16 protein-coding genes are annotated in these 21,629 nt (G+C 49.3%); 11 read left to right on the top strand and 5 right to left on the bottom strand.

Annotated features, from left to right (window positions below):
- Window positions 1–71: 71 nt before the first annotated feature.
- Window positions 72–3,392, bottom strand: coding sequence for a CheR family methyltransferase (locus tag G8759_RS21940; RefSeq protein ID WP_232074317.1), 3,321 nt, complete (start codon window positions 3,390–3,392; stop codon window positions 72–74).
- Window positions 3,393–3,618: 226 nt separating this feature from the next.
- Here G8759_RS21940 and G8759_RS21935 point away from each other — a divergent pair, with 226 nt between their 5' ends.
- Window positions 3,619–4,665: a chemotaxis protein CheB gene (locus tag G8759_RS21935; protein WP_167212464.1), complete on the top strand. Its 1,047-nt coding sequence runs from the start codon at window positions 3,619–3,621 to the stop codon at window positions 4,663–4,665.
- A gap of 68 nt (window positions 4,666–4,733) precedes the next feature.
- Here G8759_RS21935 and G8759_RS21930 read toward each other — a convergent pair whose 3' ends face one another.
- Together G8759_RS21930 and G8759_RS35985 are read right to left on the bottom strand one after the other, a co-directional pair.
- On the bottom strand, window positions 4,734–6,806 hold the full coding sequence (locus tag G8759_RS21930) for a TonB-dependent receptor (protein ID WP_232073899.1): 2,073 nt from the start codon (window positions 6,804–6,806) through the stop codon (window positions 4,734–4,736).
- Window positions 6,758–7,114, bottom strand: a complete 357-nt coding sequence (locus G8759_RS35985) for a carboxypeptidase-like regulatory domain-containing protein (RefSeq protein WP_232073898.1) — start codon at window positions 7,112–7,114, stop codon at window positions 6,758–6,760. Before G8759_RS35985 ends, G8759_RS21930 begins: the two co-directional genes overlap by 49 nt.
- A 208-nt stretch (window positions 7,115–7,322) precedes the next feature.
- On the opposite strand from G8759_RS35985, the gene G8759_RS21925 reads away from it, so the two are divergent.
- The 4 genes from G8759_RS21925 (at window position 7,323) to G8759_RS21910 (ending at window position 11,975) form a co-directional block, all read left to right on the top strand.
- Window positions 7,323–7,988, top strand: a complete 666-nt coding sequence (locus G8759_RS21925) for an RNA polymerase sigma-70 factor (RefSeq protein ID WP_394353259.1) — start codon at window positions 7,323–7,325, stop codon at window positions 7,986–7,988.
- A gap of 3 nt (window positions 7,989–7,991) precedes the next feature.
- Window positions 7,992–9,083: a FecR family protein gene (locus G8759_RS21920; RefSeq protein ID WP_167212458.1), complete on the top strand. Its 1,092-nt coding sequence runs from the start codon at window positions 7,992–7,994 to the stop codon at window positions 9,081–9,083.
- Window positions 9,084–9,132: 49 nt separating this feature from the next.
- The gene (locus G8759_RS21915; RefSeq protein WP_167212455.1) at window positions 9,133–11,055 is read left to right on the top strand and encodes an STN and carboxypeptidase regulatory-like domain-containing protein; all 1,923 of its coding nucleotides are present in this window, start codon (window positions 9,133–9,135) and stop codon (window positions 11,053–11,055) included.
- Window positions 11,056–11,258: 203 nt separating this feature from the next.
- Window positions 11,259–11,975 carry a head GIN domain-containing protein gene (locus G8759_RS21910; protein WP_167212452.1) on the top strand — a complete coding sequence of 239 codons (717 nt, stop codon included), beginning with the start codon at window positions 11,259–11,261 and terminating at the stop codon, window positions 11,973–11,975.
- A gap of 62 nt (window positions 11,976–12,037) precedes the next feature.
- Here the strand turns inward: G8759_RS21910 and G8759_RS21905 are convergent, their stop codons facing one another.
- Together G8759_RS21905 and G8759_RS21900 are read right to left on the bottom strand one after the other, a co-directional pair.
- Window positions 12,038–13,321, bottom strand: coding sequence for an AGE family epimerase/isomerase (locus tag G8759_RS21905; protein WP_167212450.1), 1,284 nt, complete (start codon window positions 13,319–13,321; stop codon window positions 12,038–12,040).
- Window positions 13,314–14,327, bottom strand: coding sequence for a bifunctional heptose 7-phosphate kinase/heptose 1-phosphate adenyltransferase (locus G8759_RS21900; RefSeq protein WP_167212447.1), 1,014 nt, complete (start codon window positions 14,325–14,327; stop codon window positions 13,314–13,316). Before G8759_RS21900 ends, G8759_RS21905 begins: the two co-directional genes overlap by 8 nt.
- Window positions 14,328–14,561: 234 nt before the next feature.
- Between G8759_RS21900 and G8759_RS21895 the strand changes: the two genes are divergently transcribed.
- From G8759_RS21895 to G8759_RS21870, 6 genes are all read left to right on the top strand, one after another.
- On the top strand, window positions 14,562–16,085 hold the full coding sequence (locus tag G8759_RS21895) for a hypothetical protein (protein WP_167212443.1): 1,524 nt from the start codon (window positions 14,562–14,564) through the stop codon (window positions 16,083–16,085).
- Window positions 16,086–16,241: 156 nt separating this feature from the next.
- Window positions 16,242–17,288: a sensor histidine kinase gene (locus G8759_RS21890; protein WP_167212440.1), complete on the top strand. Its 1,047-nt coding sequence runs from the start codon at window positions 16,242–16,244 to the stop codon at window positions 17,286–17,288.
- Window positions 17,269–18,108 carry a LytR/AlgR family response regulator transcription factor gene (locus G8759_RS21885; RefSeq protein ID WP_167212438.1) on the top strand — a complete coding sequence of 280 codons (840 nt, stop codon included), beginning with the start codon at window positions 17,269–17,271 and terminating at the stop codon, window positions 18,106–18,108. Before G8759_RS21890 ends, G8759_RS21885 begins: the two co-directional genes overlap by 20 nt.
- 106 nt (window positions 18,109–18,214) lie before the next feature.
- Window positions 18,215–19,666, top strand: a complete 1,452-nt coding sequence (locus G8759_RS21880; protein ID WP_167212435.1) for a S41 family peptidase — start codon at window positions 18,215–18,217, stop codon at window positions 19,664–19,666.
- A 21-nt stretch (window positions 19,667–19,687) separates the two neighbouring features.
- The gene (locus tag G8759_RS21875) at window positions 19,688–20,530 is read left to right on the top strand and encodes a hypothetical protein (protein WP_167212432.1); all 843 of its coding nucleotides are present in this window, start codon (window positions 19,688–19,690) and stop codon (window positions 20,528–20,530) included.
- On the top strand, window positions 20,527–21,573 hold the full coding sequence (locus tag G8759_RS21870) for a S41 family peptidase (protein WP_167212429.1): 1,047 nt from the start codon (window positions 20,527–20,529) through the stop codon (window positions 21,571–21,573). Before G8759_RS21875 ends, G8759_RS21870 begins: the two co-directional genes overlap by 4 nt.
- The last annotated feature ends 56 nt before the right edge of the window (window positions 21,574–21,629 follow it).

Below are 21,629 nucleotides of genomic sequence, written 5' to 3'. Positions count from 1 at the left end.
TCTATCTACCGGCTATTTATTTACTAGTCAGTTGTGTTTCTGCAAATCTCAAGTGGGCAGGATCAATGAATCTATTCGTCAATCTGCTTTTGGTCAGTAATGGCCTCAAACGATAATACAACCCCATCATTAAGTTTTACGGCCGAAGCGTGGTGCCACTGATTGATGGATTCGTTCTCATAATGCAGCGGAAAGCGTTTCGATTCGCCTGTTTCGACTATTTGTTTCAGAATAGTAAACAAATCAGATTGTTTGAATGCTTTATTTAGTATGGAATAGCGCTTTCCAGTAAGGTTGGTTTGACCAATTGTTTGTTCAGTTGCCTGGTTGACAATCTGATACTCAAAATCTATAAGTTCGCCTGACTCATTCCGGATGCTTTTTAAAACGCTGATACCATTGAGCGAAGAGTCAAAAACCGATTGCAGTAGAGCCGTGCTTAGGGCCAGTGCTTCCGTCCGCTCCTGCACCCGTCGGTCCAGTTCCTGATTAAGTTCTTTTTGCAGATGCATATCGGCCGAGCTACCAATATAGCCCCCAAATGTTCCATCGGGCGCAAACATCGGCTGAGCATTCTCCAGCATCCAATGGTACTCACCATCGTACCGTCGCAGCCGGTACTCGGAACTAAACGGTTTTCTATCGGCTATGTATTGATTATAAGTTCCTTCATAGCCTTTTCGGTCATCGGGGTGCAGATTTGGTGCCCACCCGTGGTTCGTAATATCCTCGAGCGTACGCCCTGTATAGTCGGCCCATACTTTGTTGATAAACGTGTATTTGCCATCGGGGCCGGTAACCCAAATAAGACTGGGAGCATTGTCGGCAATCTGGTGAAACCAAGCTTCCCGTTCGGCCAGCAGTCGTTGTGCCCGCCTATGTTCGGTAATATCTTCGATCGCGAGCAGAATCGCTTCGTGCTGACGTACCACCCGACGAGCATTTAAGGACAGAACTTTACTGCCAATCCGAGGGTCCGGCGATGAGTAAGTGAACTCAAAGCCCTGAATCTGAGTGCTATGTGTAGCCACATCCGTCAGCATCAGGCGCAGCTCAGGAATATCCCACTGGCGGTTGCCCAGTTCATAAATGAGCTGCCGTTCTGTATCTTCTTCTTTGGTTCCAAAGAGTCGATAGAATGTCTGGTTTGCACTTTTTACGCGCAGGTCGGTATCCAGCACCAACGTAGCCTCCCGAATTGTGCCAAAGATATCTTCGGCAAACTGGTGGGCTTCTGATAGTTGATCATTGCGTACCTGCAATTCCTGATTGATCGTCAGCAATTCTTCGTTGGTCGATTCAATTTCTTCTTTGCTGGTTTCGAGTTCTTCGTTAATACTCTGCAATTCCTCATTGCTGCTGATGATCTCTTCATTGGCCGATTGCAGTTCTTCATTACTGGCTTCCTGTTCCTCAATAATGGAACGCATGTCCTCCCGAAGATTGGCCAGTTCGTCTTCAAGCTCTTTGATCCGGCGATTACGTGCATCGGCCGAACGGTTTGACGGGGCTATCGGTGGCTCAACTTCTTCAAAGATGATCAGGTAAAGTCGTTCTTCTGTATTGGTGTTCAGCGGTACGGCCTCAATCGAAACGTAATGTACTTTATCTTTAAGCCGCACTTCCAACCCACTTTTGCGCACGGACTCCCCTGATTTTTGCGCTTTATGGATCGTATTTCTCAGTTCGAAAACCAACGATGGACGGGCCATTTTAATCAGGTTCAGACTCGCTTTGCCCGGTGCAGGCTCGAGAAACAGACTTGTTGAGCCACGAAACTGAAGAATTTCCAGATCCTGATTTACCAGAACGCAGGCCGGAATATATTGACTCAGCAACAGATTATCTACCACTTTATCCAGGTCATTTCCCGAATTAGGAAAACGGTCTGCCGACGAACTATTCATTTTTGGGGCGGTAAGCTGTCTGTTCGATGATCCGGTCTGGCTGCCATCCAGTTGACGTGGACTCATGGTAAACGAGGCTCGACTGTCTACATCGTTTTTGCGAATGAAAATTTTATAATTTTTTTCGAGTTGCGAAAACAACGGAGCCGATGAACCCACGGTTTCTGATTTTCCCAACATCAAGAATCCACTCGGATTCAGGGCATAATGAAACGTGACGATCGCTTTTCGCTGTAGGGTCGTATCCAGGTAAATAAGCAGATTGCGACAACTGATAAGGTCCAGCCGCGAAAACGGCGGATCTTTTAACAGATTATGCGGGGCAAATACACAGAGATCCCTCACCGACTTGTTGATGCGATAGTGGTCATCGACTTTCGTGAAGAAGCGTTGTAAACGCGAGGGGGATACGTCGACGACTTCACTTCGGGTATAGCTGCCCAGCCGTGCTTTGGCTACCGCCGATTCACTCAAATCTGTAGCAAAGATCTGAATGGTCATACTGGTGGCCCGATCGCCGAGCACTTCCAGCAGCAGCATGGCTATTGAATAGGCTTCCTGCCCCGTAGAGCAGGCCGTAATCCAGATACGCAGCGGGTCTCGACTGGGTTTATTTTTAATCAGTTGCGGGAACAGTACTTTCTGGAGGTAATCCATCGTATCGGCATCCCGGAAAAAGCTCGTTACGTTGATCAATAAATCATCATAGAGCAATGGTGCTTCTTCCGGATGCTGGCGCAAATAATCGGCATAGTCGCGCAGGGTATCCAGCTTGTACAACAACGTCCGGCGGATAATACGTCGCCGGATGGTAGTTAGCTTATAATGGCTAAAATCGGTACCAGTCATTCGGCGAAGTAGCTGAATAATGATCCGGAGGTCATCGCTGGATTCTTCTTCGTCCATCAACTCCGTTTGTGCCGTTTGCTGGAAAATAGAAGGTAGTTGGCTGAGCCGTTCCAGTTCATGGGCAATTTCGGCTGGCGAAAGAACACGGTCTACAACACCTTCGGAAATAGCCGACCGGGGCATACTTTGAAACTGGGCGGTTTCATCCTGGGCAAACGTAAAACCACCGGCCGCTTTGATGGCGCGCATACCCAGCGTTCCGTCAGATGCAGTTCCTGATAAAATGACCGCAATGGCGCTCTCTTTCTGTCGTTCGGCCAGCGATAAAAAAAACTGGTCGATTGGCATATGAATACCGGAAATACCTGACTGGTTGCGGGGAAGAAGCGTTAATACACCATCGATTACTTCCAGATCACGGTCGGGCGGTATAACATAGACATGATTGGGCTCTATAGGAAGCATATGTTCAGCCTCCAGAACCGGCATCGTAGTTACACGACCAAGTATGTCTGGTAAATGACTTTCAAAAGTCGGATCGAGGTGTTGAATATATACGTAGGCTAGTTCCGTTGTAGCTGATAGATTCGAAAGAAGTTCCGAAACGGCTTCAATACCACCAGCCGAAGCGCCGATAGCAACAATGGGTATCGGCGATGATGGCGTTTGAGTTGGCAGGGGGGGGATTTTTTTTTAGCCATTTAGGGTACTCCGAAAACTTATCGGCATGGAGAGGGTTTGGAAACTATGCAATAAACAGACAGTCGAGATGTTGATTAAAGCTCGTTTCTACCTGGCTAAACAGACTGTTTTGGCAAACATAGTCATATATGTATCGTAAAAGTAACAGCTTATCCGCGATATGGCAAAACGAAACATTATTGTTATAGGTGCATCGGCAGGTGGCGTTTATGCGCTAAGAAAATTGGTGGAATTGTTGCCTCCTAACTTCGACGCAGCTGTCTTTGTAGTTCAGCATATATCGCCCCATTCTCCAAGTTTTCTGCCCGACATTCTTAAGCTTGCCGGTCCTCTGCCCGTTACTCACCCAACCGATGGCGAAATTATTCAGACCGGCCGGATTTATGTTGCGCCCCCCGACTACCATATGCTGGTTGAATATGACCAGGTAATCGTAAAAAAAGGGCCGAAAGAAAACCGGTTCCGGCCTTCGATCGATGCGTTATTCCGGTCGGCGGCTTATACGTATGGCCCCCGGGTGATCGGTATTGTGCTAACGGGTATGCTAAACGACGGTACATCGGGTATGTGGTCGGTGAAACGATTGGGGGGCATTGGTATCATTCAGGACCCCGCTGATGCTATGTATGCCAGTATGCCCGACAGTGTGCTTGAGTATGTAGATGTCGATTATGTGGTTCCGGTTTCTAAAATGGCCTTTCTGCTCGAAGATTTAATCAGGGAAAACGTCAGTGACAAGCCGGAACTGTCGACAGAAGAAACAGAACTCATGGCAACGGAGATTAACATTGCGGCCCAGGAAAATGCGTTCGAACTGGGCATTCAGGATATGGGTGAACTGACACGCTTAACCTGCCCGGAATGCAATGGAGCACTGATTAGTATTAAAGAAGGAAAGCTGATTCGCTACCGGTGCCATACCGGCCACGCGTTTACGGCAAGTACGCTGCTTGCCGCAACTACGAAAGATGTAGAAGAATCATTCTGGAAAGCGATTCGCAGCCTCGAAGAAACCGTAATTCTGCTGGAACAATCCGGAAAGCAGTTTGCGGAGGGAGGGAATGAAAAAGCCGCCCGGCATTATATGGAAAAAGCCCGCGAAGCCCGCGAACGGGCGCGGAGAACGCATGAGTTTGTTTATCAACAGGAGCAGCTAAGCGAAGACAAGATCGTTACAGTCAATAAGCCCCAGATTAATCAATCGTAGGGCTAGAAGCGATAGCCAAACCCTTAAGGCGACAGAATATAAGCGCTGCCGCCTTAAGGGTTCTTTCGTTAAAACGCCACCCGATAGCTGAGTACTGGAATCAGCCCTGTGCCATAAAACGTTTTGATTGTTCCACTGGACGTATCAAATGAGCGCCCATAAACATTCTGACGGTTCACCGCATTCTGCAGATCGAGGGAGAGTGTACGCGTTGATCGAAGCTTATTTTTCTTCCAGCTTAGCCGGATATCGGGACGAAAGTAATCAGGCAACTGTTCCGTAAACGACTGATTATCGATGTATTCTGTCTGGCTCAGCCGTTTCGATTCGGCCAGGTCGATAGGCGTGTCGCGATAACCGCCATAGTAGCTGAGTTTAAGATTCAGGCCAAATACATTAGAGCCATTCGTCCATTCTTTACCGACCAGCAGGCTCTGGGCGTGGCGGCCATTCCAGCGGGTGTTCCGCCATACACCGTCCGATCCCTGATACTCGGAATTGTATAACGATGACGAAACCAGGAAATAAAGACCATGATGCAGGAATTGTTCCAGGGTTAATTCCAGTCCGTAGTTGCGACCGTGGCCGTTGTTCGCCAGATTCCGATCGGCCGATCCGCTGAAGCTATTCGTGATCGCGAAGGCATCCCGTTTATCGGCACTTACCGGAATGTCGAACAGCCATTGGTAGTAGGTTTCAACTTTCAGCCGCAACGGTGGACCATCTGCCCGGCTGTTGAGCCGACGGTCGTAGGCCAGCACGTAATGGTGCGAGCGCGAAAAGCCCAGGTTTCGGTTGGTGGGTGATGGTGTATCGCTGGATTGACTGGCTGGCAGTACAAAGTAAGTAGCTGGATTCTGTAACTGACTATGCAGGCCATACCCAAAGCTCAGTGACTGATTCGGTGCGAACCCCCATCGAATGGAACCACGTGGTTCAAGCGCCGATGTGCCATTGAGGGTTAGGTGAAGGTAGTGTACTCCAGCATTCATGGTCACCTGCTCCGATAACCGGTAGTTCCATTGCCCAAAGGCCTGCAATGTGCTGGTTCGGTCGCTTACCCGAACGCGCGTTAGCATTTGCTGTTCTTCGGCTTCCCACGATCGCTGGGTAAGATCGTACCGGAGTTGAGTGCCGATCAGACCGGTGCGGAATGTATGTTGCGCGTTGGGTTTATACGTCAGCGTCGACGATAAAATTCGTTTCTGAGTCTGGTAGGAAGCGTTATCCCGTTCGGTAGCCAGATAATTGCTGGAGGATTCCAGTCGCTCGGTGCGATATTTGTTTTCGTAGCCCGAGACCAGCAACACTGTTTTTAGCATGGTCTTGCGACCAAAAGGCATCGTATGGGTAAGGCCAGCCGCGCCTGTATTCGATCGGAAATCGTCGTTATATCGATCAAATTCATATTCCCATTTCGTTGAATCTGTCAGCGCGTTGATCTTACTGCTGCTCAAACCGCCAAAACCAAAAAGGGTAAATGCGCCTGCTTTCTTTGTCGGTAAATAAACGTTGAACGACAGATCCTGAAATACGCGATCTCCGGTGCCGATGTCAGCGCCCAATTTTGAAATCAGGCCCAGCGTCGAATACCGATAATTTACCAGAAAAGAGCCTGTATACCCTTTGGCAATTGGTCCTTCGGCAGCCAGATCCAAGCCCAGGACGCCAGCCTGTACGGTGTATTCACGTTTGGTATTATTGCCCCGGCGCAGCCTTAGATCGAAAACACCCGACAGAGCATTGCCGTATTCAGCGGGGAACGCACCCGTCAGAAAATCGGAGTTGGCCAGTAGTTGGGCGCTCAGGATTGATATGCCGCCACCGGCTGTGCCCAAACCAGAAAAGTGATTCGGATTCGGAATCTCAACACCTTCCATTCGCCATAACAGCCCATTGGGCGCGTTTCCCCGGATCACGATGTTATTCCCACCATCGTCGGCCCCAACCACACCCGCATAAGCAGTAGCCATTCGGGCCGGATCATTGACGGCTGCGGCAAATTTCTGCGTCTCTTCTACCGAGAACGTTCGGGCCGATACCGCAGCCATCTCGTTGAGAGGCTTGTCTTTTTCGACAGTTGGCCGAACGTTTACTTCCGATAACTGATTGACGGCTTCTTCCAGCGAGACGCTGAGCACCAGTTCTTTGCCCGCATCGACGGTGATGTTTTGCAGCAGGAATTTTTATAACCGACGGCGCTGATTTGCAGGGTCTGCCGCCCGACAGGGATTTTGGTTAATTGAAACTGGCCGGATTGGTCGGTGCTGGTGCCCTGAAGCGGAGACGTATTGAGCACAACAACTGTAGCTCCGGGAAGGGGCGTTTGCAGACTTTGGTCCATTACTGTACCCCTGATGGTTTGGGTAAAGGTTTGAGCGGAGAGTGAATAGGAAGTCAGGCAAAGGCCGATGAATAGGAGTTTGCGGGCATTTGATAAAATCTGCATGGAGCGTGTGTTAGTTTGTTCTCCCGACAGTTATTTCGTTCGATTCCCCTATGTCAATTGCTTATTTTTCAGGTAAATAGGTGAAAAATAATTTTATTTTAGAGGAGCGTAGGGGTTTACCGATAACTAGGTGTCTTATCGCTGACCAAGCGCATGTGCAGCGAAAATGATAGCTTTGCCGCATCCAATCATCCATCTACCTAAGTCAGTGCAACCAACTGAACAGGACGTATTATCGGCAATCCGGCAGGGCAACGAACGTGTATTCGAGGCTGTGTTCCGACAGCACTATGCCCCGTTATGCCGGTATGCCCGTCAATTTTTGCCCGATGCCGACGATGCCGAAGAAGAAGTGCAGGCCATGTTTCTGACACTTTGGGAAAAACGCGACGGCCTTTTGATAACCATTTCGCTGAAGTCCTATTTATTCCGGGCCGTGCATAACCGTTGCCTGAATCGAATCAAGCATTTTGCCATTCGGGATGAACACCGGCAGCATACGCTTTATACGGGAGAAACAACGGCTGAATCACCCGTGCAGGCGCTTCTCGGCGACGAACTGTCTGACCGATTGCAGGCCGCTATTGGAAAATTGCCCGAACAGTGCCGGCTGGCATTCACACTGAGTCGGTTTGAAGAATTGAAATACCAGGAAATTGCCGATCAACTGGGTATTTCGATTAAAACAGTCGAAAATCAGATTGGCAAGGCACTTCGTATTCTGCGTACTGAATTGAGCGATTATTTACCCGTGGCATTAATACTGATGAGTAGTGTAAAATGGCTAGAAAATCACATGGCATGGTTCATTAATACGACCTTGCTGCTGTTACTCGTTATTCTTCATTGTACATTATCCATCGTTCATTTGTAAGACATGGCAGACCAACGACCCATAGACGACGCCCTGCTGGCCAAATTCCTGGCGGGCGAAACCGACCCCGGCGAGTCGGCGCGGGTGCAACAGTGGCTCGCCAGTCAGAACTCGGCTCCAACAGAGCCCAGCCAGGATGACTTTGCCCACTTTGAACGCATCTGGCAGGACGCCAAACCTGCCGAAACCCGACCTATTGATACCGAATCCGCCTGGCAATCAGTTCAGCGAAAAATGCGGCAGTCGGACTCCAACGTCCCATCTGTTTCGCAGCCTGATCCGATTATCAAACCCATGCCGGTTCGGCGCGAAGAGCAGAACCTGACGCAGGAAAGGCAACCACAACGACGCAAGCCGATCTGGAGTCAATCGATCTGGCGGGTAGCTGCCATGCTTTTGCTTACGATTGGTGTGGGTTGGATGGCATTTCGTTTTCTGAATCAACCCAAACCCGTCGAGCAGTTCCTGACTTTCTCGACAACCAATCGTCAAGCTGAACGAATTTTACCGGATGGGACTAAAATTTTACTGAATCGACATTCCACTCTACGCTATCCAGCTACGTTCGATGATCATCATCGAGACGTAACGCTGACCGGCGAAGCTTTTTTTGACGTCATACCGGATGCGCAAAGACCCTTCCGAATCCAGGCCCGTCAGACATCAGTGCAGGTGCTTGGCACATCGTTTAATGTCCGGGCTTATGACGCCAACGTCAGCGTAGCTGTTCGGACGGGGAAAGTACGATTTGCCAGTAAGCGAAAAGCCGTGTTGTTGACCAAAAATCAGCAGGCAACCTTTGAGGCCAAAGAGGATACAATTCGTCGGTCGCTTCAATTGCTTCCCAATGAATTTGCCTATAAAACGGGCCAGCTTGTGTTCGATAATGAGCCTTTACGTGAAGTTGTGCAGACACTAAACCGGGTTTATGACGCGGATGTACGCCTTGGAAATCAGGTGCTTGGTGATTGCCGGTTAACGACCCGCTTTACGAATGCTACTCTGGATGCTGTTGTGGTGATCACTGCCGAAACGCTGAAGCTAAAGGTCAGGCATGTGGGCAAACAGGTGATTTTAGACGGAACCTGTCAGTAAATAGGGGTAACTGCCCGATTGGCTGTCTTGGTTGAAAATTACCACTAGAATGGTTTCGCTTCGAATTTATAGTTTCCTGATTTTCTTTTTTGCCGCTACCGGGCTACGGGCGCAGTCGACGCCCCCGCTCGAGCGGTTAATTTCGGTCGATATCCGCAACCAGCGCATTGAGGAGGCCCTTCGGCAGATCAGCAGTGCCGGACGTTTCGAGTTTTCCTATAATCCGGCCCATGTCGATAAAAATGCGCTGGTTACAGTTCGATTAACGAATGTCCCGGTCCGGCAGGTACTGAATCAGGTATTTGCAAACACCTTGACGTACAAAGCACGAGGGAATCATATCATTCTGCTTCGGGCTGAACAAACGGATTCGACGCCTAAAAATCTATTGCTTGATGGCTACATACTGGACGAGACGACTGGCGAGCGGATTGGACAGGCCAGTATTTTTGAGAAAACAACGCTTGCTTCTACCGTCAGTAATCCGTTTGGCTATTACCGAATCAAGCTCCCAACCGATCTGCCAATGATCCGGCTGGATGTGCGGAAACAGGCTTATGTGGGAGAAACGGTGACGGTTAGGGGTAAATTTACGCATACCATCAATGTCCGCCTGAAGCCGCTTCCCCAGAATATTCCGGTGCAGGCACAGGCCCTTCCGATCCGTGTTACTGAAGATACGACACGATCGACCACGCCATTAGGACTGGCTGCCGTTTCGGTGGAGCTCCCAGCTGTTCAGGCAGACACAATGCCCAGGCAGGAAACGTTGTCAATTCTCGATCGGGGGCGGGTCGGCGTCATGAAACTGTTGGTGTCGGCACAACAGACAATTCACGATATTAACATGAATCGGGATACGCTCTATCGGGATTGGCAAATTTCGTTTTTACCCTATATCGGCACGAACCACCGGTTGAGCGGCCGGATCATCAATCGGTTTTCGGTGAATGTATTGGCGGGCTATTCGTTTGGTGTTCAGGCTTTTGAGGTGGGTGGTCTACTGAACCTAGTTGGCGGAGATGTGCATGGTTTTCAGGCCGCTGGCTGGGGTAACCTGGTTGGCCGACAGGTCAATGGGGTTCAGGTGGGCGGATTGTTTAACGTAAATGGGGGAGATGTAAGTGGTTTGCAGGCTGCCGGAACGTTCAATGTGAATCTGAAACAAGTACAGGCTGTTCAGCTGGGTGGCCTGTTTAACATGAATTTAAAACAGGCGCAGGGGGTTCAGGTCGGGGGCTTATTTAATTTTACGCTGGGCGAACAACCCGGCGTAGCGCAAATAGGCGGTTTAATGAACATTGCCGGAAATAAAATAAAAGGACTTCAACTGGCGGGTCTGGTCAACTATGCACATGGTGACCTCCGGGGATGGCAGATCAGCGGTATTGTCAACCGGGCGCGAACCATAACGGGAGGGCATCAAATTGGCTTGATAAATATTGCCGATTCTGCCGGAAATATACCAATTGGGTTGCTGAGCCATGTGCAAAAGGGTGGCTACCGACGGATCGAGGTCTCCTCGGATGAAGTTAATTTGTTCAACATCGCCTACCGAACGGGTGTCCGGCAATTTTATAACATTCTCTCGGCGGGTACCAGTTTTGAGCGGGTCGGAAGTCCCCGATTAAGTGCTGGCTATGGATTAGGTACTGCATTTAATCTGTCGAAAAGAACAATGCTGAGCCTTGAAGGAACGGCGCACCACCTGTTCTACTTCCAGGGAAAGGATACGGGCTGGAACCAGCAAATCCGGTTCAGCACCCTAATCGAAACCCGGTTCAGCAAGAATTTGTCGCTGGCTTTTGGCCCATCTATCAACTGGTATTTCACGGATAATGAAACCAGTAAGCCGATTAGGCAACCGGCCATCTCACTGTATGATAATCGCGCTTCTGACTTTGGCAGAACCTATAACTGGGGCTGGATTGGCTTTCAGGTTGGGCTACGATTCGGAAATTCGAACAGTTAACGCCGTTGCCTGTACTCGCCGATGGACGCCAGATCCATGTAGCAAGCCAACAGGGAGAAAAATTTTAGAATACACATAGGGGTATCCCTTCAGGCGGTTGTCATGATCAGGAAGACGGGTAGTTTGTTCGCTAAATTCTTTCCCAGAAACGGTTTAGCCCACAATACGGACTCGCTTCTACTTGAACAACAATCATTAAGATCATGAAGCGTACTACATTTTCTCAGCTAATCTGTACTGCATTATTACTCATTGGATTAAGCTCCTGCGGCTGGCGCCGTGAGGATATTGGCCCGTTTCAGGGCGATCAGCAAACATTCGGACTGGCCAATTTCGATCGACTCGATATGGGCAGCGCCTTTACCATCACGGTTCAGCCGGGTAGTGACTTTCGGATTCTGGCAGAAGGCGACCGTCGGAACTTAGACGACCTCGATGTGTATACCCGCAACGGTACCTTGTATGCGCGGTATCGCAATTCACGAAATCGGCAGTACGAAACGTCATTTACCATTACCATGCCAACCTTGCGGGGTGTTTCATTTTCGGGGGCCAGCCAATCGTCCATCGCCGGGTTTACGAATCTGAACGAACTGGATATTGAGCTATCGGGGGCGTCGAAGGGGCAGTTTGCCGTTCAGGCTAAGCAAACGAATCTGACTCTTTCGGGGGCATCGAATCTGCAACTGAGTGGAGTAGGAGCGGCACTCGGAGCCGATCTGTCGGGGGCGTCGACCTTGCAGGCATTTGCCTATCCCGTAAATAACGCCAATCTGGACCTGTCCGGAGCCAGCAAAGCGAACGTTAGTGTTTCCAGTTCGCTGGATATCGATGCCAGCGGTGCCAGCAACGTTCGCTATCGGGGTGCACCTTCGGTGAAGCAGCGCCTGAGCGGTTCCAGTTCGGTGCAAACGGATTAATTCGGTCACAGATTGTATTCGTGGTGTCCGGTTTGAGAGCGTGACACCACGAATTTATCGACCTAAAGCGCAACGTGTTGACCTGCCATGAGAACATCCAGTCTTCGGATCGATTGCACCATTGCCCGTACGGTATGGTAATTGATTTTCCAGGAGTGGCTCATGTGAGTCCAGATCGGAACGCCCTGCCGGGTCATCAGCGGCCACCACTCGCCGACCGGATGGTTGACCATTTTATCCAGAACAAACCGGTGAACGTTTTCGTAGGCTTTCCAGTAGCGTTCGTCGCCGAAAATCCGGTACGCATCTAAAAATCCGATCAGCACCTCGGCCTGTTGCCAGAACTCTTTTTCCCGATCATAGACCTCGCCCGAGTGTGAGCCTTCGACGAAAACACCACCAAGCTCCCAATCGACACCATGGTCAACGGCATGACTAAAGGCTTTCAATAACTGATCGCGATAGGTGTCAATAGGTATTTCCAGGACGGCCATAGCGTGCAGAAGAAGCCAGGCAAATTCGGCATTATGTCCATAACTGGTGTTGTCTTCGGCTTCCCGTTTGACACCATCTTCCGTGAAGCGGTCCCAGCCCCAGATCACATCAAATTTTATCTGCGGGGCGACCTCCCAGTTTGCCCAGAACTGAGGCACACCCGTCCCATATATCGGATGCATGATTTTATGGACCAACAGCTCGATGACTTCAAGCAATTTTCGCCGATGGATGGGCTGCTTCGTGCATTCATAGAGAGTCGTGTATGCTTCCATCAGGTGCATATGCGCATCGAGCGTTTTGCGGTCGCCCCCGGCCGAACCGGGCCCTTTGAGCGTCCACTCGCGGTCGAACATCTCAAAATAACCACCGTATGTTGTATCCGACGCATATTTCTGTAGCAGATCAAATACATGCCGGGCGTATTTAACCCCGCGCGGATCACCCGTAGCCAGTGTATATTCGCTCAGGCAATAAATGGCGAAACTTTGCCCATAAACGATTTTCTGATCGTTAATAACGTCCCCTTTCCGGTTGGTCATCCAGTAAAAACCGCCATACTCTTCGTCCCATAACTGGCTTAGCAGGTAATCGACACCATGCCGGGCCAGCTCTGCCAGCTTTCCGTACCCATAGCCCGCCCGATGGGCCGACGCATAGGTATAGATGGAGCGGGTCTGGGCAATGAGCGATTTTTCATCTTCGCCTGAGTCATAACCGTACTGATCAAAGTGAGTGATGAACCCACCATTTTCGTCGTCCACGGTTCGGCTTATCCAGAAAGGAAGTAATTCTTCGGTCAGATGGAGGTGAAGTTCCTGAAGATGCTGATGGAAGGTATCTTTAGTCATCGGAATAGTGGGATTGATGTAAGGCAAGGATTTCGGAGAGGCTGGCCGTTCCGGTCTGATTGCATTTCTGAACAGTAACGGCGGCTGCCAGATTCGCGAGTTTAAGGGCATGAGCAGGTGCTGCTTCAGCGCCCAGGCAGGCAGCCCAGGTTGCTACAACGGTGTCGCCTGCGCCAACGGTATCTAACGGACCTGTCAGGTTCAGACCGTCGATTGCCTGAATTTCTGCCTGATCGATGTAAAGTATGCCTGCCTGCCCACGGGTAATCAGCAAGGGGCCGCCACTACGCTCCCGAAAGGCATTCCCGTGCCGAATGCACCAGTCGATGTCCGGATGATCGGGATGATCGATGCCCAGAAAACGGGCGAGTTCGGCGGTGTTCACTTTTAGTGTGGCCCCGAAAACCTGCGTTCCTACGGTTCGCATATCGGCTACAAACCGAACCGTAGGGAAACGGGCGATCAGCTCATTGATCTGGTACATACGCTCTTCCGTCAACAGGGGATTGGCAAACTGTTGATTGATGATGAGTACGTCAAGCGTGGAGAGTGCTTGCTCCAACCCGATCATCAATGAACGGAAAAAGGGGTCAGATACGCGATTGTTGATGCCAAAATCGATCCGGTTAGCTTCCTGTCCATTCAAATTCGGCTTGGTATACAGGCACGTATCCCAGTTTTCGGGGGGTATGTGTAAAAGGTCGGTATTCACACCCAGCGAATAGAACAGGTGCAGCATTTCCCGCCCGAATAAATCATTCCCAATACAACCGATGACCTGAACATTTGCTACACCCAACGCAACCAGATTCTGGACAACATTGCCCGCAGCACCCAGTGAAGCTCTGGGTTGACTACCCCAGAAAACCTCCAGGTCTGTTTCCAGTGACTGTTCGCCGGTTTTGGTTTGAAGGTCGAAATAGAGATCTACGGCAAAGTCGCCAATGACGCCCACGTTTATAGCTGCAAACTGTTGGAAAAGCGCGTTGATTTTGGGGCTTGTCATCCGGCTAACGGCGTGTTTAGAAGTCGGGGGTAGTCTTTTTTCATAAAGTATAGCAAGATAGTTATTGTACTAGTGTACTACATCCTGAATGCGTTCTGTTTGATTAAAAAGAAAAGGATGTTGTGTTTATAACTGATATACGATCCATCGACTTCCGGGATTTACTAATTTTTAGCCTTCAATAGTTAACTCAGGCCCATTTTTTCCTTGATAGAAGTAAATAGACTTAGCCCTATGCCCCATTTTTTACAGGCCGGTCCAATGCAGGTTCGCTATGAGAACGGCTTTTTACGGTATATGACCGTTGGCGATTCGGAAATCCTTCGCATGATTTACGTAGCCATCCGCGACCGAAACTGGCAAACAACAACGCTGGTAATTCTGAATGAAACAATCGAACAAAGCCCGGATTCATTTCGGATTAACTACGATTGGAAAACCGACGATCTGGGGATTCAGATGACAGGACACGTTGCTATTCAGGGGAATACAGATGGCGTGATTACTGTCGATTTCTACGGGAAAGCCGTAAATGACTTTCAAAAGAATCGGATAGGTCTTTGTGTTCTGCATCCGGCCCACGACGTTTTGGGGCAATCTGCCGAGGTTACCAGCCCGGATGGAAGCCTGACCAAAGGCCATTTTCCGACGTTCATTAACCCAAACCAGCCTTTTCTTGCGATGAAGACGTTTCGCTGGCAATCCGCTTCAGGCTCGGTTTGGCAACTGGATTTTTCGGGTGATGTATTCGAAATGGAAGATCAGCGAAACTGGACCGATGCATCTTTTAAAACCTATTCAACGCCCGTTGCATTACCATTTCCAGTAGCCGTTTCTGTTGGCGATGAGTTTCGGCAGCAGGTGGTATTTGGTCAGACCAAACAGAATTTTATTGGTGAACTGTCGGTCCCAGAATCTCAGAAATTGGCTGCTGCACTAGATTCGGCAAAACCCACCCGACCGCTAATTGGTGTAGGACAGCGAACGGACGGCCCGTCACTAACCACCATCGAAGCCGATCTGTTGAAACCACTACATCTGTCGCATTTACGAACCGATGTGTTTTTCAGTCTATCGAATTGGCAGCAGCTTTTAAGCGACGCCATTGCTGATGCTGAACTACTGGAGGTGCCAATCGAACTGGCCGTATTTTTTGGTGAAGAACCACTGACTCAACTCTACTTGTTGCAAACTGTTTTACGGGAACAAAACGCCGATGTAGGCTCGATACTATTATTTGAGGCAACTACGCTGACAACGTCAAACGAATTGCTAAAAACGGTCGTACCTGTGTTACGGACAGAATGGTCTAACTTGGCAATCGGGGGTGGAACCGATGATCATTTTGCCGTACTGAACCGTAATCACTTCAACACGGACCTGGTTGATTTTGTGACTTATTCGGTTTGTCCACAGGCACATGCAACTGATGATCTGACCATTACGGAGAATATTGCTGGTTTGCTGCCAACGGTGCTAACGGCCCGACAGTTCAGTAGCGGTAAGCCAATTCATATTTCTCCGGTTGCCTTTAAACCCCGCAATATTACTGTCGCTAATGTGGCCAACGAGCGCCAGACCACCGTGGCTGACCCTCGCCAGGCTACCGAATTCGGTGCCGAATGGACCCGCCAGAGTTTGATCGCATTAGCTGACGCCGGCGTTGCATCAATTACTTATTACCAGTCACATGGGCCAGCCGGTTTGGTAAATGGCAATACGGTCTATCCGGTTTATGATGCAGTAAGCAGTCTTTAGTTGGCAATTAGTGATAACTCACTGCCAACTAAAGACTGCTTACTGTTTACTATAGACTGAAAGCGGTACATCTTCCGACAGTTCAGCCCGTATTTCCGACGGTTGAGTCGCTGGTTGCTTTTGCTTCAGAGCCACCGGGAATATATTTACTAACGAATGGAAAAGCTGAACGACCGTTGGCTGCGACTGGTGGGGATACCCCTCGTTTCAATCGTATCTAATTTTATTTTCTTTCAACCCGACAACGACGCTCATCACATCAGTCGCTGGATGGCGTTGGGAGTGAGTCTGGTGGAGTGCGTACTGATTTGGGAGATGGCCCGATTGGGTATTATCCGGGCGCGTCGGCATTACCCAAAACTTAGCCAGACAACACCCCGGATCATTGAACAGGTGGTCTGGTTCACCGTGACGACGATTATTCAACGGGTGGGCATCGTTTATCTGTACGACGTTACCGAATTTTGGGGTTACCCAATGAGCGAGCGAGCCTACTGGCTGAATACGCTGATTCCATTTCTGTTTACCGTACCGATGGCCACGATTTACGAAGCGCGGTATCTTTATCGGCAGTGGTGGGTCACCTACTACGAAGCCGAACAACTGAAGAAACAGGCGCTTCAAAGCCAGCTCGACTCGCTGAAAGCACAGATCAATCCTCATTTTCTTTTTAATAGCCTCAGTACACTCTCATCGCTGGTAAGCGAAAATCCCAAACAGGCTGAGCGATTTATCGAAGAACTGGCGCTGGTGTATCGCTACGTACTCCAGACCAACGAACAGCCATTAACTACCCTGGACAGTGAATTGCAGTTTATCCGGGCCTATTTCCATTTACTGCAAATGCGTTTTGGCCGAAGTGTTGAGTTAGAGATATCGGTCGATGAGCCGTATTATTCGTTACTCATTCCGCCCCTGACCCTGCAACTGCTGGTCGAGAATGCCGTCAAACACAATGCTGCTTTGCCAAACAGACCGTTGGTGATCCGGATTTATACCGATCAGGCCCGGCGCCTGTTTGTCTGCAATACCGTCAGGAAGAAACAAAATCTGGTGCCTTCAAACCGGACAGGACTGGCCAATATTACGGCCAAATACCGGCTTCTTGGCCAACCGCCCGTGGTTGTCGAGCAAACCGATGAGCACTTTCAGGTGATGATTCCGCTTATTCACGAAACCCGCTATGACCATTCTCATCATTGAAGACGAAGAACTGACTGCCCGAAAACTTCAGCGATTGCTGCTGGATATAGAGCCAACGGCCATTGTGGTGGGTATGACAGTTAGTGTCGACGAGTCGGTTGACTGGCTACGATCGAATGCTCAGCCAGATCTGATTTTTATGGACATTGAACTGGCCGATGGACAGAGTTTTGATATTTTCAACCATGTCGCCATTACCAGCCCCGTTGTGTTTACAACAGCTTACGACGAATATGCCATTAAGGCCTTCAAAGTCAGCAGTATAGACTATCTGCTGAAGCCAATAAAAGAAGATGACCTGCGTCGGGCATTGGCCAAACTTCAGGCGCTTAAGGAGGTATTGGTAAGCCAAACGGGAACAGCTGGTCCGTCGGGACTGGAAGCTTCTCTGGCAGGGCTGCTCCAGCAGTTGCGGGAAACACCGTTGATTGCGCCAGCTGCACCGCCCCTGATTTCTGGCATGAATGAAGCTAATCAGCCTTATCGGGATCGTTTTATGATCAAGCAGGGGCAGCGGCTGTTTTCAATCGAAGTCGACGAGGTTGCCTATTTTGTAACCCGAAATAAGATGTCGTTCCTGAAAACGAAGGAAGGCTCAGAATGGCTGATTGACTATACACTGGATGAGTTATCGCAAATGCTTGATCCCCGGCGGTTTTTTAGACTTAACCGGCAGATCATTGCCGAACTGCGGTCGGTGGATAAGGTACATTTGTACTTTAATGGGAAGCTTAAAGTTGATATGCGTCCGGTTTTTGACGAAGAAGTGGTGGTTAGCCGCGAAAAAGCGGGTGAATTTAAGCTTTGGTTGGGTGAATAAAATCGACGCTCCAGCCGTGAATACGGGCCATTCGGTAGTGACTTTGTTTTGGCAAAATTTTACGCTTGCCAGTTTTGTGTCGTTAGCACAAACCAAACGACAACTAATGAAACAAAGCCTCTTAATTTCCTGCTTCATGCTGATTTTCTGTTTGCCGCTTGCCGGGCAGACACTGACGCCAGAACAACTCCAGACCGATTTCGCCCGATTCCGGACAGCCTTGAACGAAGTTCATCCGGAGATGTATCGCTATACGCCCAAACCCACGTTTGATTCACTCTTTGCAGTGGCGGCTGCGAAATTGAACCAGCCAATGACCCGGCAGGAGTTTTACGTGGCCATGATTCCCTTGCTGGTTGCTTTACGTGATGGGCACATAAAATGGATAGTATCGGGCCGGGATGAACATTATCCATTTGCTACCGAAAAGTTATTTCCGCTGAAACTGTATTTTCTGGGCGAGAAAGCGTGGGTAACCGGAAACTACGGCACAGGTAATGTTCCTGCCGGGGCTGAAATTGTCTCGATCGATGGGCAACCGATTGCTGCGATTATTCAGAAATTGCTTTCAGTCATGACGTTTGCCGATGGCAATCGCGTAGGTGGCAAATACGAAGATCTGAATCAGTACTTCTCGGGCTACTATGCCACCTTTATTGCATCGCCTGATACGTTCGAGGTGGTTTTTAAAACCCGTGATGGAGAAACAAAAGCTGCTTTACCGGCTGTTACCGAAGCCGGTATCAAAACCTATGTCGCGAAGAATAAACCCACTGGTCAAAAACCATTTCGGTTGACACACAAAGATTCGAATACAGCCGTAATGACCATTGAACGCTTCTGGGCTGATAAAAGCGATCCGGATTTCAGTTCCTTTTTGAAAGATTCCTTTCGGGAAATCAAGCAGAAAGGTATTCAGAATCTGGTCCTTGACCTACGCCATAACGAAGGAGGGGAGGAGTCGTGGGGCGTTTTACTGGCTACGTATTTTGCCGAAAAGCCGTTTCGTTATTATGATCACATCCGTGTTCGCCAGAAGAAAAAATATTCGTTTCCCGTCTGGACATCGAAGCTGTACATGAAATTTCGGTGGCTGGCAGTAAAGAAACAGGGCGACGGTTACGTATTTACAAAGCAGCGGGGTTTGAAAATGCAGAAACCTAACCGTGATGCCTATCATGGCAACCTCTACGCGCTGATCAATGGGACCAGTTTTTCAGTAACCTCTGAGTTCGCTGCTCGATTACACGCCGATCGAAAATCCCGATCTGGCGGAGTAACATTCGTTGGGCAGGAAACCGGAGGAGGCTATAAGCTCGATACCAGCGGTCTCTTTGCAATTACGCAATTACCCAATTCTAAAATTGACCTGGGTATTGGCATGTTTGGCTTTCACATGGCCAATGTGTCTGATTACCCGCATCAGGGCCGGGGCATCATTCCTGACCACCCGGTTGACCCTACTATCGATGACATTCTGAATCGGTACGATCGAATCATGGAATATGCCCTAAAGCTTGCTCAATCGCAGAAGTCGCCCCTGACGAAGGCGGAATAAACCTTATCAAAACAGTCTTTTATGAAAAATCTGTTAACGACAGTCTGGCTGTCGCTTGGGTGTTCTGGTGCCGTTGCTCAGGCACCAGAGGAGCCATTTATACGACAAACTCCGCACCCCGTCTCGGAATTTCAAATCGGTTACAACCGCGAAACCTACAAGATGCGGGATTTACAGGCGTCACCAATGCTGTATGTGGCAAACCTGAACGGTATTCGTATAGCTTATACCCGGCTAATGACAAAAAATCAGTGGTACATTGCGGCTCAGGCTGGTCTGGGCGATTTTATTGCTCCCGGTTTAGGCATTCGATCGATTAAATTTTCGTCTGAACAAGAGCAACCCCTGTGGGTGGTTCCAACATTATATGCTGGACAAGTCGAGCTTGATTACCACCGGCTCATTCAACGAACAACTGACCGGACGAGCTGGCTTGGACTGGGTATTCGCGATTCGTTTGGGTATGCAGACGGGCTCGTTTTATCGACCTGGGCACTGAATACAGCCACTTTATCGGTGTTGTATAAGACGAGATTAACGCTTGGCCGGAAGCATTCACTAAGTGCCGGGTTTTCACTCCCCCTAATCGCATTCATTGGCCGAATGCCCTATAGCAATGTTATTTCAGAGCCGAACCGGTCGAATGCTTCGTCTTTTCTGAGTGGATCGCAGTGGGTAACTGTCAATCGGTTCCTGAATCCGCAGGTCGGTATCGGTTATCGGTTTGAGCTAAACCAGTGGGTCGCGTTCCAGACCGACTATCAGTACAATTGGCTACGCTATACAGAACCGCAACTGATCCGATCGGCAACCCACCGGGCTAATCTTTCCGTTATCTACAAATTTCAATGGCAAACCCGATGAAATCCTCGACGATATACTCCATAAAGACGATATTTTTAAGTTTGCTGGCAATGCTGTTGGTTGCCTGCAACGACCTGACGGTAGGCCCGGAGCCAGTCAATACGCCCGAATCAAATTTCGATCAACTCTGGCAGGAATTTGACCGGATGTATGGTCAGTTTGCCGTGAAACAGATAGACTGGAACGCTGTTTATGAAAAATATCGGCCGCTGGTAAAACCACAAATGACGGATAATCAGTTATTTGATGTGATTGCTCAGATGCTGGGTGAACTAAACGACGGCCATGTCTGGCTGGTAAAACCCGGTCCGGATTATCGACGTTACGATAGTGGCCCCAACTATCCAACCAATGAATTTGACCTGAAGGTCGTAAAGAAATACATAACAGATAGTCATGAAATCGGCACCGCTGATGGGCTTAACGTGCTCTATGGAAAACTAGACGGGAATATTGGTTATCTCTATTTCGTGGATTTGGGCCAGAACCCAAAATTCTATGAACGGGCTGTTGACGAAACGCTGGCTGCCCTGGCCGATACCAAAGGAATTGTTATCGACGTTCGGAATCTGGCCGGGGGTGATGATCGCTCAGGACAGGTGGTGGCCAACCGGTTTGCTTCTACCCGTAAGCTATTTATGAAAACCCGTTTTCGAAATGGACCAAGGCATACGGATTTTACAACAGCTGTTGACTGGTACGTGGAACCGGCTGGGACGTTTCGATATGCAAAACCGGTCGTGTTGCTGACCAATCGAATTACGCAAAGTGCGGGCGAGACATTTACACTGGCCATGCGCCAGAATGCCAATGTAACTCACATTGGCGACACCACATTTGGCGTTTTTTCTGATAACCCAAAACGGGAGCTACCTAATGGCTGGATTTATGCCCTTAGTTCTGGTGATTTCAGAGCGGCTGACGGCAAGAGCTACGAGGGCATCGGAATCGAACCGAAGCAACGAGTCGTCAATCCCAAAGACGATCTGGCTGCTGGCCACGATGTTGTGTTGGCGAAGGCAATAGCCATGTTGAGTAAGTAACGGGGTTTAGTGTTTAGAGCAGACAATTAGTAATAATGACAAACGCAATGAAGAAG

The sequence above is a fragment of the Spirosoma aureum genome (assembly GCF_011604685.1).
GTDB classification, from domain to species: domain Bacteria; phylum Bacteroidota; class Bacteroidia; order Cytophagales; family Spirosomataceae; genus Spirosoma; species Spirosoma aureum.
This window is presented reverse-complemented; position numbering and strand designations above follow the sequence as displayed.